Origin of the sequence: Clostridium sp. AF35-15 (assembly GCF_003477745.1) — a bacterium.
GTDB classification, from domain to species: domain Bacteria; phylum Bacillota; class Clostridia; order Lachnospirales; family Lachnospiraceae; genus Otoolea; species Otoolea fessa.
This window is the reverse complement of sequence record NZ_QUDY01000012.1, coordinates 38,390-53,113: the sequence shown is the minus strand read 5'-3', so window position 1 is coordinate 53,113 and position 14,724 is coordinate 38,390. Positions and strand designations below refer to the sequence as shown.

The window sequence follows — 14,724 nt, the reverse complement described above, 5'->3', positions numbered from 1 at the left end:
ATCTGTGAGCAGGATGCATACAGGAAACAGAGACAAAGAACATAAGAGGGGGTGGATTGGATGAAAGATACCAGACGGGAAGAGGGAGTCAGACAAACCGGGGGGACTGGCCGGGCAAATGCGATCACAGAGGGAGTGATCTGGAAACAGCTTCTGCTATTTTTCTTCCCGATTTTATTTGGAACTTTTTTTCAGCAGCTCTATAATACGGCAGATGCGGTGGTAGTAGGCCGTTTTGTCGGAAAGGAAGCGCTGGCGGCGGTCGGCGGAAGCACATCGATGCTTACGAACCTGCTGGTTGGCTTTTTTGTGGGACTTTCTTCGGGTGCGACAGTTATCATCGCCCAGTTTTACGGGGCGGGACGCGGTCAGCGGGTCAGCGAGGCAGTCCACACGGCGATTGCCTTTTCGCTGCTGTGCGGTATCCTCATGACGGTTGGCGGACTCCTTTTTTCTGACACGGCGCTTCGCCTGATGGGGACGCCGGAGGATATCATGGACAATGCAAGCGGGTATCTGCACATTTATTTTGTCGGAATCACGGCGAACCTCTTATATAATATGGGTGCCGGAATCCTGCGGGCGATCGGTGATTCCAAAAGACCGTTCTATTTCCTTGTGATCAGCTGTTTTACAAACATTGCGCTCGATCTGTTGTTTGTAGTAGGACTTCGGATGGGCGTGCGTGGTGCGGCGGTGGCGACGATCCTTTCCCAGGTGGTCAGCGCGTGTCTGGTATTGGGAACGCTGATGCGTGCGGATGGCTCGTACCGGTTTGAGATCCGGAAAACGCGGATCACACCGGTGATTCTGGTGCGGATCATCCGGATTGGGTTTCCGGCTGGACTCCAGTCGGTTATGTATTCCTTTTCCAACCTCGTGATCCAGAGCAGCGTCAATGCACTGGGAACAGACACGGTGGCGGCGTGGGCTGCATATGGAAAGATCGACAGCACTTACTGGATGATCATTAATGCGCTGGGGATCTCCATCACGACCTTTGTCGGACAAAATTACGGCGCGGGGCGGCTGGACCGTGTGAAACGCAGCGTGTACGTCTGCCTGGGAATTTCCTGTATTATCACGGTGGGGCTGAGCACGATCCTGTATCTGACGGGCGGCTATATTTATCTGTTGTTCACAACGGATGCGGCGGTAATTGCGATCGGCATGAAGATTCTTCACTTCCTGGTGCCGGCATTTGTGACATACCTCTGTATTGAGATTTATTCCGGCGCACTGCGCGGTGTGGGAGACTGCTGGATTCCGATGATTATGACGGCGCTGGGCGTGTGCGTCCTGCGGGTTGTCTGGATCCTGATCGCTGTTCCGATCCGCCCGGATATCCTGACAGTGGTATTCAGCTATCCGCTGACCTGGACGATCACAACGGTTCTCTTTAATATTTATTATTATTTTTTCAGTGCGCTGAAAAAATGGAATGTGCCGCTTCCGTGGAAGAAAAAGAGGCGGGAGCTTCATAACCTGTAAATAGTTATGCATGGTTTCGAAAATGATTGACAAAACGGGGTGGTACTGGATTTTTTTCAGAAAGTGTGATATTCTTATGTTACAAAAGATAGGTGACAGTGTTTCTTCCTGGATGGATGCCGCGCAAGCGGCAGATAAAACGGAGATTCGAAACAGAGGGCAGAGGCACTTGCCGCTGGTCAGAAAGAGAGGCAGAATTATGGGCTATGAACCAATGAATGAGTCCTGGCAGATGGCGGGGGAACGCCATGAGACACTGGGACAGTATGTGGCGAAGACATATTTATGGATGTTTGCAGGGCTTCTTGTGACATTTGGCATCGCATTAGCCGGATACGTGACGGGAGCGATTTTGTATGTATTTCAGGTTCCGTATGCGACCCTCGCATTGACGGGACTGGAGCTTTTGACGGTGATCTGGCTGAGTGCCCGGATTCACAAGTTATCGGTGGGAGCGGCGAGAGGGCTGTTTCTATTCTATGCAGCTTTAAACGGCGTTGTTTTCTCGATGTATTTCCTGATCTTCGGTGTTGTGGAGATGGTGTTTGTATTTGCGGCGACCGCGCTGTTCTTCGGAATGATGGCGGGCGTCAGCCTGATCTTCAAGCTGGACTTGAGCGGAATCCGTCCACTGCTCGTTGGCGGATTGCTGTTTCTGATTCTCTTTGGTCTGCTTTCAATGTTTTTAAATCTAGGCAGCTTTGAGACAGTGCTCTGCTATGCCGGTATCGTGGTATTCTTAGGCTTTACCGCTTATGATACAACCAAGATCCGGGATAATTACCAGATTTTCTCTGCGGATCCGGAGCTGCTTCAGAAAGCATCGGTATTCTCGGCGTTGCAGCTGTATCTCGATTTTATCAACCTGTTTCTGTACATTATCCGCCTGATGAACCGGAATCGGAAATAGGAAAAAATCTTTCAGGAGAACGAAAGTTCCTTTGCAGGAATAAAGAAAAGTGGAATTTTGCGGAAAACTGAATATGCAAAAATGAAATGCCGGAACGGGGGAAAGCTTTGTTCCGGCATTATTGTGTTTTTCTGCTTGAAAATCCTGTTTTTGGCATGGACGGCTTCATTCTTTTAGCAGAAAGGGAAGCATTCTGTAATAAATTTGACAGATTTTATTTAAAGTTTCTCTATTGAAGTGGATGGGGAGTATCTGTTAAACTAGATTATAATAGGGAAAGTCCTGCTGTTGGTTACACAGTGTGTGGATGAACCATATCTGTTTCGCATATGCCCCCGCCGGATCAGGCGGGGAAATGTATATAAAATGGTGAACAGACAACAGGAATAAAAGGATAATCAAGGAGGTTTTTTGGCATGAATCGGAATAGAGTGAACAAAAAAAGGATGGGGGGCGCGCGTGTGCTTTCACGGGCAGCGGCTGGCATGCTGGCAGCAGCGCTGTGTTTTCAGCCGATGACAGCGCTGGCAGGACCGGCGGGAGATTCTTCTCTTACATCGTCATCCTCGAATGCGGGGCCGGGCGGCGGTTCGGGCAGCTCCAATTCGGGAAGTACAGGCAGCTCTGGCGGTTCGACTTCTGTTTCCAATGGGGGTGTGAGCGCGGTCACATCGGGGCTTGGCGTGTACCGGGTGACGGAGAATGAGGGGATCGGTGCGATTGCGCGCGGCGTGGATGTGTCTTACTGGCAGCAGAATGTAAATTGGAGCCAGGTGGCATCGGATAATGTACAGTTTGCGATGCTGGCAACCCGGTTCCGCGGTAATGTGGATCCGTTTTTCGCTATGAACGCGGCAAATGCGAGCCAGGCAGGGCTGCGGCTGGGCGCGTACATTTATTCGTATGCGACTTCGGTCGAAATGGCGCAGCAGGAGGCGGATTTTGTCCTGAATCTTATCAAGGATTATCCTATCTCCTTCCCGGTTGTCTTTGATGCCGAGGATGCTAATACGCTGGGAACTCTGACGCAGTCTCAGGTCAGCGATGTGATCAACGCGTTCTGTAAGCGGATTCAGGATGCAGGATATTATCCGATGGTCTATGCAAATGAATACTGGATTGCCAATAAGATTGATATGTCGAAGATTTCGTATGATATATGGGTGGCAAAATACCAGCAGAAGTATACATATTCAAAGACCTCGATGTGGCAGGCGTCCAACACCGGTTCGGTCAAGGGCGTGAACGGCAATGTGGATATTGATTATCTGTATAAAGATTATATGCAGATCATTCCGGGCAATACCTGGCGGACGATCGCGGGGAACCGTTACTATTATCAGAACCATGTGATGCAGAAATCGGCGTGGATTAACGATGGTCAGAATTGGTACTATATGAATGCGGCGGGCAATCCGTCTACAGGATGGCTGGAGCTTTCAGGCAAAAAGTATTATCTGGAGGCGGATGGTCATATGATTACCGGCTGGAAGACACTGGATGGCGGCTGGCGTTATTTTGATGCATCGGGCGAGCAGGCGACGGGCTGGCGTGCGGTTGATGGGAGCTGGTATTTCATGGCGGACAATGGTCTGATGCAGACCGGCTGGCTGGAGACGGGCGGCAAGAAATATTATCTGAACGCATCCGGCGCGATGCAGGCGGGCTGGCAGAACCTGGGCGGAAGCTGGTATTACTTTGACGGCTCCGGCGCCATGACGACGGGCTGGCAGGCAGTCGGCGGAAAGTGGTATTACATGAACGAGTCCGGCGTGATGCAGACCGGCTGGCTGGATCTTGGCGGTAAGAAATATTACCTGGATGCCAGCGGCGCGATGTACGCAGGTATTACGTTCGAGATGGATGGAAATACCTGGCAGGCAGCGGCAGACGGAAGCTGCACGGTAGTTCTGCCGGAGGAGAATGCGGCGGGAAATGGCGGTTCGACGGATGGACAGACTCCGATAACCGGAAGCCAGTCACCGGTGCAGCCGTCCGGTCCGGCAGGGGTATAATATAAATATGATTTGAACCAGTACCCAGATATTGGAGCTGATTCAGTTAAAAAAATGAAAAAGTAAACAAATTCGAACGGAAATAACTTGCTTTTTTGCCGACCTCATTATACAATGTTAAACAGGCAAAAAAATGGACTTGCTTATGGGATGGAGGAAACCAGCATAAGTAATCTGGCATAACATGACGTTTCAAACTGCTATATCAACTGTATGTGCAAGATAAGCTGCGGCTGTTCCGGTGCGGATTTGACGAAAGATGCGAGGCTCTTCTGGCTGCAAATTAGGAAGAGCCTCGGTATGCGTTATATCGGCAAAAGCGCAGAATCGGGATGGCGGGCACAGAAGTAGTGCGAAAGCGGGGGCGTTTGTCAGCAGGAAACTGTGAAAGCAGTGGTTCGCAGGCAGGTAGCTGCGCTAAGACGCAGGCAGGGAAAGGTCGGAGAATGCAGATTCCGGATTTAGTACTGCATGGAAGCAGCGTGTTTTTACATATTGTATAATGATTATATAATCAGAACCGTCGGCGGAGTTGTAGTGCTAAAAAAGGGATGTCAGTGCGGCTGGCTGCCGGAATCATTTCCGGAAACAGGGATGAGGGCAGTGTTTGTCATCAGTCAGGCACCGGACAGCGCTTATGTGAGAATCGAATAACAAGTCAGTGGTACAGATGTTTATGTATGCATGGCCATTAAAGTCGGATTCGCATAGACGGAAGTGCATGCCATTTATGTATGCAGAGGAGAGTGTACAATCCTCTGCTGCCGCAGCGTGTCAGATGGAGAATTCCCGGAGTGGATGACAAGCTCTGGAAATTTTGCAAAAACACCTGCAAACACAGATAGGTGGGAAGTATCACGGATGGCGCCATGAAAGAAACATGGATGCTGTCAGGATATGATTCACGAAGAAAGAGGGACGTCCGTCAAAGCATGGAACGATCTAATTACGAGGTGACACATTTATGAAACAGAATATGAAAAGAATGCTGCTTGTACTTTGCATGGCAGTCTGCTTTTTCGCTCTGTCCGCCTGTGGTAGCGCTTCTGAAGAAGCGGTAGAGCCGATTTCTCCGGAGATCGAGCAGACCATGAGCGATGGCGCTAAGAGCTATCTGGAGCAGTTCGCCAGCTACAGTGACGAAGATCTGGCAGCACAGCTGAAACAGGCTGAGAAGCAGAAAAACACAGTCATTGAGTCTGCAATTTCTTCCTGGACTAGTTCTAAGGACGATTTAGGCAAGATGGGTGAGGTTCAGAGCGTGACCGTAGAGCGCGCCGATGATGACAGCTACACAGCAGTTGTTCAGGCTTCCTTTGAGAAGAGAGACTTGACTTTCTCCCTGACCGCTGAGGAGAGCGTAAGCAGCTACGGCGGTACTTCTCTGGTACCGACCGAGTTATCCTTTGTTGTAAACTACAGCTTCGGTGAGAAGATGGAGAAGGCAGCATTAAATACCCTGATGGGTATGGGTACCGTATTCCTGGTACTGATTTTCATCAGCTTAATTATCAGCAGCTTCAAGAAGGTTAACGAGATTGAGGCAAATGTAAAGGCTAAAAAAGCAGGAGCAGAGGCACCGGCAGCAGCACCGGCACCTGTACAGACTGCAGCACCGGCAGCAGCGCCGGCACGTACCGCAGCACCAGCAGCAGGCAATGCGGCAAACGATGGAGAACTGGTAGCAGTTATCACTGCAGCGATCGCAGCAGCAACCGGCGTACCGGCAGACAGCGTAAATATCCGCTCCATTACACGTAAATAATCATCGATAAAATCTGGAGGAATTTAAAATGAAGAATTATACTATCACCGTAAATGGTACAGCATATCAGGTAACCGTAGAAGAGGGATTTGCAGGCGCAGCAGCACCGGCTCCAGCAGCAGCTCCAGCACCGGCAGCAGCACCGGCTCCAGCAGCAGCACCGGCAGCAGGCGGCGTAACCATCACATCCCCGATGCCAGGTAAGATCCTTGGTATTAAGGCAGCAGCTGGCACAGCTGTAAAACGTGGTCAGGTTATCCTGCTTCTGGAAGCTATGAAGATGGAGAACGAGATCGTAGCTCCTCAGGACGGTACCGTTGCCAGTGTTAATGTTGCAGTAGGCGATATGGTAGAACCGGGCGCAGTTCTTGCTACATTAAACTAATCTAATTTTTATAAAACTGGCTGAAAAAATACGGGATATGTTATTCCGTTTGGAGGAATTAATATGGAATATATAACAACTACATTGTCCAATCTTCTTCAGCAGACAGCATTCTTAAACCTGACATTTGGAAACATCGTTATGATTTTCGTAGCGCTGATTTTCCTGTATCTGGCAATCGGAAAAGGATTCGAGCCGTTACTGCTTCTTCCGATTTCCTTTGGTATGCTGCTTGTAAATATCTATCCGGATATTATGAGATCGATTGAAGACTCATCGAACGGAGTTGGTGGACTTTTACATTACTTTTATTTACTGGATGAGTGGAGTATCTTACCATCCCTCATCTTCATGGGTGTCGGTGCGATGACAGACTTCGGTCCGCTGATCGCTAACCCGAAGAGCTTCCTGCTCGGTGCAGCTGCTCAGTTCGGTATCTACGGCGCTTACTTCATGGCTATCTTCATGGGATTCAACGATAAGGCTGCGGCTGCTATCTCCATCATCGGTGGTGCAGACGGCCCGACCTCTATCTTCCTGGCTGGTAAACTTGGTCAGACAGGTCTGATGGGACCGATTGCCGTAGCAGCTTACTCCTACATGGCTCTGGTTCCGATTATCCAGCCGCCGATCATGAAACTCCTTACCACCAAAGAGGAGAGAGAGATCCGTATGGAGCAGCTTCGTCCGGTATCCAAACTGGAGAAGATTCTGTTCCCGGTTGTTGTTACAATTGTTGTCTGCATGATTCTGCCGACAACTGCTCCGCTGGTTGGTATGCTTATGCTTGGTAACCTGTTCCGTGAGTCTGGTGTTGTTAAGCAGCTGACAGAGACTGCTTCCAACGCCCTGATGTACATCGTCGTTATCTTCCTGGGTACTTCCGTAGGTGCTACTACCAGTGCAGAGGCTTTCTTAAACCTGGATACCATCAAGATCGTAGTTCTGGGTCTGATTGCATTCGCTCTGGGTACTGCAGCAGGTGTTATCTTCGGTAAGATTATGTGCAAGGTAACTCATGGTAAGGTAAACCCGCTGATCGGTTCCGCAGGTGTATCTGCAGTTCCGATGGCAGCACGTGTATCCCAGAAGGTTGGTTCTGAGGCAGATCCGAGCAACTTCCTTCTGATGCACGCAATGGGACCGAACGTAGCTGGTGTTATCGGTACTGCCGTAGCAGCAGGTACATTCATGGCTATCTTTGGCGTGAAATAGGATAGAGCAGATTTATTCTGAATAATGTATTTATATAGTAGGGTGGGATTCTTCGGGATTCTGCCCTATTGTTATATGCAAACGCCGGTTGCTGTTCACAGGTAGGATTTTTCTGAACTGAAAATTCCGTACGATACAGTTCCGGCAGCAGATTTTGCCGATTTGGAATGCGTAGCATCGGCAAAATCCCGTTGCTGGGCACACGTGTGTGAACAGTAACAAACGTCGTTTTTTGTCGAATTTAATCGGTCGAAATAGTTTGCTTTTTGCTGGTGGAAGACGTAAAATGACAGTGAAGTAAGGAGGAATGGCACTAGAGAATAGAAAAGGAGAATGCATAGGATGGCGGATATGAGAGAAGAATTAGTTCAAAAGATTGAACGGGCAAGACAGCAGCTGAATCAAAATATTGACACAAAGGCAGCATATGACACAATTTATCACTACAGTGTGGAGCTTGACAAACTCTTAAATCAGTATATCGGGCTGGAGACGGAAACTGAAAGAGGGCTGGAGACGGCGCTATAAAATAAGAGTGGAAATAGAAACAAATATAGATAAGTACAGAAAACTCAGGTACGTGTGTTCGGAAAAAGAACCGGTGCCTGAGTTTTCTGATTTTTTTTCGATTTAGACCTTGCCATTTTGATGGGCATGTACTAAAATAAACATAACAAGTGGTAGAAAGTGGTGAAAAGTGGAACGAAATGGATTTTCGGGACACAAAAGTGGTACACATCGGATGACGGGTGATTGATATGTTCATGGGAGAATACAATCATACAATCGATGCGAAGGGACGTTTGATCGTCCCGTCGAAGTTCAGGGAACAGCTTGGAGACGAATTTGTGGTGACAAAGGGGTTGGATGGCTGTCTTTTTGTGTACGATAACACCGAGTGGAAAAAGTTCGAAGAGAAGTTACAGGCACTCCCACTTACCAATCAGAATGCCAGAAAATTCTCCCGTTTCTTTCTGGCAGGTGCCTCGGCGTGTGAGGTGGATCGTCAGGGACGAATCCTGCTTCCTTCAGTTCTGCGGGATTTTGCAGGACTCGAGAAGGAGGTTGTCCTGGTCGGCGTCGGAAGCCGGATCGAGATCTGGAACAAGGCGACCTGGGCGGAGAAGAATGTCTATGATGACATGGAAGAGATTGCAGAAAATATGGAAGGCCTTGGCATATGATATTTAATCACAAATCAGTATTATTAAATGAGACGGTTGACAGTCTCTGTGTAAAGCCCCAGGGTATCTATGTGGATGGGACACTGGGAGGCGGCGGTCACGCGAGCGAGGTAGCGGCACGGCTGGGAGACGGCGGACGCCTGATCGGGATTGATCAGGATGCGGACGCGATTGCGGCTGCGTCAGAACGTCTGGCTCCCTTTGGAGATAAGATAACCGTTGTGCGGAGCAATTATGAGCGGATTGCACAGGTGTTAGATGAGCTGGAGATTCCGCAGGTGGATGGAATTTATCTGGATCTGGGTGTTTCTTCTTTCCAGCTTGACACAGCGGAACGGGGATTTACCTATCGCGAGGACGATGCGCCGCTGGATATGCGGATGGATCAGAGAAATGAGCAGACCGCGAAGGACATCGTCAATACCTACAGTGAGATGGAACTGTACCGGATCATCCGGGACTACGGTGAGGATCGGTTTGCGAAGAATATTGCAAAACACATCGTACAGGCACGACAGAAAAAAGAGATTGAGACGACAGGCGAGCTGACGGAGATCATCCGGGCATCGATTCCGGCAAAGGTCCGGGCGACCGGCGGTCATCCGGCAAAGCGTACGTTTCAGGCGATCCGGATCGAGTTAAACCGGGAACTGGATGTGCTGGAAGATTCGATCGATACGATGATTGAGCGCCTGGCACCGGGCGGACGGCTTTCGATCATTACGTTCCATTCCCTGGAAGATAGAATCGTAAAGAACCGTTTCCGGACGAATGAAAATCCATGCATCTGCCCGCCGGATTTTCCGGTCTGTGTCTGTGGACGCAAAAGCCGCGGCCGGGTGATTACAAGAAAACCGATTCTTCCGACCGATCAGGAGATGGAAGAAAACCCGCGTTCCAAGAGCGCAAAGCTCCGGGTATTTGAAAAATCATAAACAAAAGCATAACTGCACCGCAGAACAGAGATCGTTTCAGGTGCGGGGGAGATAAAAGAGAGAAAAAGCGAAAGAGCAGGGAGGGAACGTTATGTCTGTCAGAAGGAGACAACATGTATCGGCCTCCACGTATGTGGACGGTAATACCGTGCGAAAAGTTCAGAGAACCGTGGAGATAAGACCAGAAAGAGATGAGAGAGAGGAGTACCGGCATAAACACGCCGTGCGCCGCAACCAGGAAAAGGCGCTTTACATGAACGGACCGTATGTGCTGGCGCTGACCATCGCTGCGCTGATCACGCTGGTTTTATGTATGAATTATCTGCATAAGCAGGCGTCGATCACGACCCGTATCAACCACATTGAGGATCTGGAGCTGAAACTGGAGAACCTGAAGTCCGAGAATGATGCACTTCAGACCCGGATTGACACGTATGTGGATCTGGATCATGTATATAAAGTGGCGACCGAAGAGCTCGGCATGGTATATGCAAATAAGGATCAGATTCTTTTATATGACAAGACGGAAAGCGAGTATGTAAGACAGTATGAGGACATCCCAAAACACTAACGGCAGACAGACCTTTCGGAAATATATGCAGGAAAAGCTGGCAATTACCGTCCTGGTAATTATGCTGGCTTTGTTTGCATTGGTGCTGGTGCTTTATAATCTGGTAAAAAGTAAGGGCGAGTCGTACAATCAGATAGTCCTGAGCCATCAGGACTATGAGAGCCGCACGATTCCCTACAAGCGCGGCAATATTATCGACCGGAACGGGACGTATCTGGCGATTAGCGAGAAAGTTTACAATCTGGTCATCGATCCGAAGCAGATTCTGGATACGGAGGAAAACTACCAGTATCTCGATGCCACGCTGGACGCGCTGGTGGAGTGCTTCGGTTACAAGCGGGACGAGCTGCAGGCGATGATCGAGGAGAAAAAAGACAGCCAGTATGTGATCTATGCGAAACAGCTTCCAGCGGAAGACAAAGAGAAGTTTGAGACTTATGAGAAGGACAAGAACAAGGAATACCGGGCGCTGCCGACGGAGGAAGGCGGCAACCAGCGTATCACGGGCGTATGGTTCGAGGAAGAATATAAGAGAACGTATCCGTACAATGAGCTGGCATGCAATGTGGTTGGTTTTGCCCTCAAGGATGGCAATGCATCCGGCGGTGTTGAACAGTATTATAATGATATCCTGAACGGTGTGAGCGGTCGTGAGTATGGTTATTTAAACGGCGATTCGAACGTCGAGCGAACGGTAAAACCGGCGCAGAACGGAAAGACGCTGGAGTTGACGATCGACGTCAACATCCAGAAGATTGTCCAGAAATATCTGGATGAGTGGCAGGCGGGCATTGGAAGTAATCTGGCGGCGGCGATCGTCATGGATCCGAACAGCGGTGAGATCCTGGCGATGGATACGACGACCCGTTACAATCTGAATGATCCGTACAATTTAAGCACCTACTATACGGATGAGGAAATCCAGGCGATGGATGAAAAGACGAAGTCCGAGGCGTGGTATAAAATGTGGAGAAACTTCTGCGTGAGCGACTCTTATGAGCCGGGTTCTCCACAGAAAGCATTTACGGTAGCCGGGGCGATCGAGGAAGGCGCGATTTCCGGAAACGAGGTCTTTGAGTGCGGCGGAAAACTGCATTTCGGAGACTGGGATATCCGGTGTGTTGCCCGAGCCGGCCACGGACCGCTGACGATCACACAGGGATTGATGAAATCCTGCAACGTCGTTATGATGCGTATTGTATCACTGGAAGGAAAAGAGAAGTTTGTCCAGTATCAGAAGATTTTCGGATTTGGCGGGAAAACGGGCATCGACCTTCCGGGCGAGGCGTCAGGTCTGATTTATCAGGCATCCAATATGGATCCGGCTTCTCTGGCGACCAACGCATTTGGACAGAACTATAACTGTACGATGGTGCAGATGGCAGCCGGATATGCGTCCTTAATCAACGGCGGTTCCTATTATGAGCCGCATGTGGTAAAAGAAATTCTGAACGACGAAGGATCCGTTGTCAAATCCGTTTCCCCAAATCTGGTGCGAGAGACGGTTTCGGAATCGACCTCGAACTTCATTAACAATGCGCTTTACCAGACAGTATCAGGTGACGGCGGTACCGCGGGCGCGGCGGCAGTTGCCGGTTACGAAGTGGCTGGTAAGACAGGTACGGCGCAGAAGCAGCCGCGTGCGGAGAAGAATTATCTGGTTTCCTTTATCGGATATGCACCGGCATACAATCCGCAGGTACTCTGCTATGTGGTAGTAGATACCCCGCATCTGCCGGGCGAGCAGCAGGCACATTCGACTTTTGCCAGCGAGATTTTCAGCAAGATCATGGCGGAAGTCCTTCCATATAAGAATGTATTCCCGGCAGGAGACGCGGCACAGGATCTCGAGACCAATCTTTCCAGCCAGGAAGAAGGCATTATAAGCGGCACAGCAACCGAGGATCCGAATGCAGCTGAAACACCGGCAGAGACGACTCCGGCTCCGGAGGGCGGCTGGGCGAACTACGATGAGGAATTTATCGATTCCGGAGACGAGTACAGCTATCCGGATACGATGGGAAATGTGCAGGATGAATCGGCGGCGGTTGGAAACGGTGAAACGGCTGGAACGGGCAGAGACACCGGAACAGCGGATAATGCCGGAGAAACGGCAGCTTCCCAGGAAGCGCAGGCAGCGGGAGATTAAGAATTGTGCCTGTCGGCAAGAGCTATCTATCTTGTGTGGAAAATACGTAACTGTTCACAGGTAGGAATTTTCTGAACTGAAAAATCCGTACGATACAGTTCTGGCAGCAGATTTTGCCGATTTGGAATGCGTAGCATCGGCAAAATCCCGTTGCTGGGCACACGTGTGTGAACAGTAACGAAAATACAGAATAAAGAAACGGTTCTTATGATATACTGTAGCAATGAGATCAGACAGGAAGCAGTATGAATCGGAACCGGACGCATCACAGAGGAAGAACTGTCTTTTTGTGCGCCGCCATCTGCCTGTGCATGGCAGGATTGGCGGGGAGACTGTTCTTCCTCATGCTGTATAAAGCGGATTATTACAGCCAGATGGCGGAGGAGCTGCATCAGCGGGAGCGCAGTATCAAAGCGCCGCGCGGGCGGATCCTTGACCGGAACGGAACGGTGATTGCTGATAACCGGACTGTGTGTACTATCTCAGTGATTCATAATCAGGTAAAAGATCCGGAGACAGTTATCCGGGTTTTAAGCGAAGAACTGGGACTTCCGGAGGCGGAGGTGCGGAAAAAGACGGAAAAGCGATCTTCCAGGGAGGTGATCCAGTCCAATGTAGAGAAAACGCGGGGCGATGCGATCCGGGCAAGGCGCCTGGAGGGGGTCAAGGTGGATGAGGACTATAAACGATATTATCCATATGGACGTCTGGCATCGAAAGTGCTGGGATTCACCGGGGGAGATAATCAGGGGATCATCGGTCTGGAAGTACAGTATGAGAAGTATTTAAAGGGCACGGATGGCAAGATCCTGACGCTCACGGACGCGGCGGGGATCGAGCTGGAAAATGAGGCGGAGGATCGCATCGAGCCGGAGGCAGGGCGGGATCTGCAGGCGAGTCTGGATGTCAATATCCAGATGTACGCGGAACAGGCGGCGTACCAGACGATGCAGAAAAAGAATGCGAACCGCGTCTCGATCATCGTGATGAACCCGAAGAACGGGGAAATCTATGCAATGGTAAATGCACCGGAGTTTTCATTGAATGAGCCGTTTGAGCTGGTGACAGATAAAAAAAACGAAGATTCAGAAACAGAAGAAGACATATCCTGGAAGAATGAAGTGCAGTCACACGCAGCATCAGCGCAAAATAAACAAGCTCTCCTCAATCAGATGTGGCGCAATCCCTGTTTAAATGATACATACGAACCGGGATCTACATTCAAAATTGTGACTGCCGCTGCGGGACTGGAGGCGGGCGTGGTCAACCTGACTGACCAGTTTTCCTGCCCGGGATTTCGGATCGTGGAAGATCGGAAGATTCGGTGTCACAAGGTGGGCGGACACGGCGGGGAGACGTTTTTACAGGGAATGATGAATTCCTGCAATCCTGTTCTGATCGATGTCGGGCAGCGGCTGGGACCGGAGCGGTACTATCAGTATTTTAAGCAGTTTGGTCTGCTGGGAAAGACTGGGATTGATCTGCCGGGTGAGGCGGGGACGATCATGCACCAGCCGGATCAGATCGGACCGGTGGAGCTGGCGACCGTCTCTTTTGGGCAGTCGTTTCAGATCACGCCGATCCAGCTCATTACAACGGCGTCCTCCCTGATCAACGGAGGCACGCGCATCACACCGCACATCGGTATCCGCGCCGTGCGGGCAGATGGTCAGGCAGTCCACGTGTTTGCCTATCCAAAAGGGGAGAGAATCTTATCGGAGCAGACGAGTGAGACGCTGCGTTATATTCTGGAACAGGTGGTGGCGGAGGGGAGTGGAAAAAACGCCCGGATCGAGGGCTACCGGATCGGCGGAAAGACGGCAACCTCGGAGAAACTTCCAAGGAGCCGGAAAAAATATATTTCCTCATTTTTAGGGTTTGCACCGGCGGACGATCCGCAGGTGATCGCGCTCATCACCATCGATGAACCGGAAGGAATCTACTATGGCGGGACGATTGCCGCCCCGGTGATCCGCGATCTGTTTGAGGTCATTTTGCCGTATCTGGGGGTGGAGAAAAGAGGTTGATTATTCCCCTAAAAAGACGTATACTATTGAAGTGTATAATTTGAGGAACTATCTCTGTATACATAGGAAGATAAGTT

The 14,724-nt window shown here is 50.1% G+C and carries 12 protein-coding genes; all 12 read left to right on the top strand.

The annotated features are described in order from the left end of the window. Positions 1 to 60: 60 nt before the first annotated feature. Complete coding sequence (locus DWZ76_RS12740) at positions 61 to 1,491, top strand: MATE family efflux transporter (RefSeq protein WP_106999719.1); 1,431 nt, start codon at positions 61 to 63, stop codon at positions 1,489 to 1,491. A gap of 199 nt (positions 1,492 to 1,690) precedes the next feature. Next, positions 1,691 to 2,401 (top strand): Bax inhibitor-1/YccA family protein, encoded by a 711-nt coding sequence (locus DWZ76_RS12735; RefSeq protein ID WP_107000382.1) that lies wholly within the window; start codon positions 1,691 to 1,693, stop codon positions 2,399 to 2,401. Positions 2,402 to 2,817: 416 nt separating this feature from the next. Then, the gene (locus DWZ76_RS12730; RefSeq protein ID WP_243017841.1) at positions 2,818 to 4,416 is read left to right on the top strand and encodes a GH25 family lysozyme; all 1,599 of its coding nucleotides are present in this window, start codon (positions 2,818 to 2,820) and stop codon (positions 4,414 to 4,416) included. Positions 4,417 to 5,380: 964 nt separating this feature from the next. Beyond that, positions 5,381 to 6,181, top strand: coding sequence for an OadG family transporter subunit (locus DWZ76_RS12720; RefSeq protein ID WP_118472910.1), 801 nt, complete (start codon positions 5,381 to 5,383; stop codon positions 6,179 to 6,181). Positions 6,182 to 6,209: 28 nt separating this feature from the next. Then, positions 6,210 to 6,566 carry a biotin/lipoyl-containing protein gene (locus DWZ76_RS12715; RefSeq protein WP_106999722.1) on the top strand — a complete coding sequence of 119 codons (357 nt, stop codon included), beginning with the start codon at positions 6,210 to 6,212 and terminating at the stop codon, positions 6,564 to 6,566. A gap of 63 nt (positions 6,567 to 6,629) precedes the next feature. Next, entirely contained in the window at positions 6,630 to 7,781 is a 1,152-nt protein-coding gene (locus tag DWZ76_RS12710; protein ID WP_022360208.1) for a sodium ion-translocating decarboxylase subunit beta, read from the top strand. A 342-nt stretch (positions 7,782 to 8,123) separates the two neighbouring features. Next, positions 8,124 to 8,309, top strand: a complete 186-nt coding sequence (locus DWZ76_RS12705; protein WP_106999723.1) for an aspartyl-phosphate phosphatase Spo0E family protein — start codon at positions 8,124 to 8,126, stop codon at positions 8,307 to 8,309. Between the two features lie 230 nt (positions 8,310 to 8,539). Further along, positions 8,540 to 8,965 carry a division/cell wall cluster transcriptional repressor MraZ gene (gene mraZ / locus DWZ76_RS12700; RefSeq protein WP_022360210.1) on the top strand — a complete coding sequence of 142 codons (426 nt, stop codon included), beginning with the start codon at positions 8,540 to 8,542 and terminating at the stop codon, positions 8,963 to 8,965. After that, positions 8,962 to 9,900, top strand: a complete 939-nt coding sequence (rsmH, locus tag DWZ76_RS12695) for a 16S rRNA (cytosine(1402)-N(4))-methyltransferase RsmH (protein WP_022360211.1) — start codon at positions 8,962 to 8,964, stop codon at positions 9,898 to 9,900. The genes mraZ and rsmH overlap by 4 nt, the downstream gene beginning before the upstream one ends. Before the next feature lie 91 nt (positions 9,901 to 9,991). Beyond that, positions 9,992 to 10,471, top strand: a complete 480-nt coding sequence (locus tag DWZ76_RS12690; RefSeq protein ID WP_022360212.1) for a hypothetical protein — start codon at positions 9,992 to 9,994, stop codon at positions 10,469 to 10,471. Continuing rightward, positions 10,449 to 12,620, top strand: coding sequence for a penicillin-binding protein 2 (locus DWZ76_RS12685; protein ID WP_243017839.1), 2,172 nt, complete (start codon positions 10,449 to 10,451; stop codon positions 12,618 to 12,620). The genes DWZ76_RS12690 and DWZ76_RS12685 overlap by 23 nt, the downstream gene beginning before the upstream one ends. Before the next feature lie 245 nt (positions 12,621 to 12,865). Beyond that, positions 12,866 to 14,647 carry a penicillin-binding transpeptidase domain-containing protein gene (locus tag DWZ76_RS12680; protein ID WP_118472908.1) on the top strand — a complete coding sequence of 594 codons (1,782 nt, stop codon included), beginning with the start codon at positions 12,866 to 12,868 and terminating at the stop codon, positions 14,645 to 14,647. Positions 14,648 to 14,724: the final 77 nt, after the last annotated feature.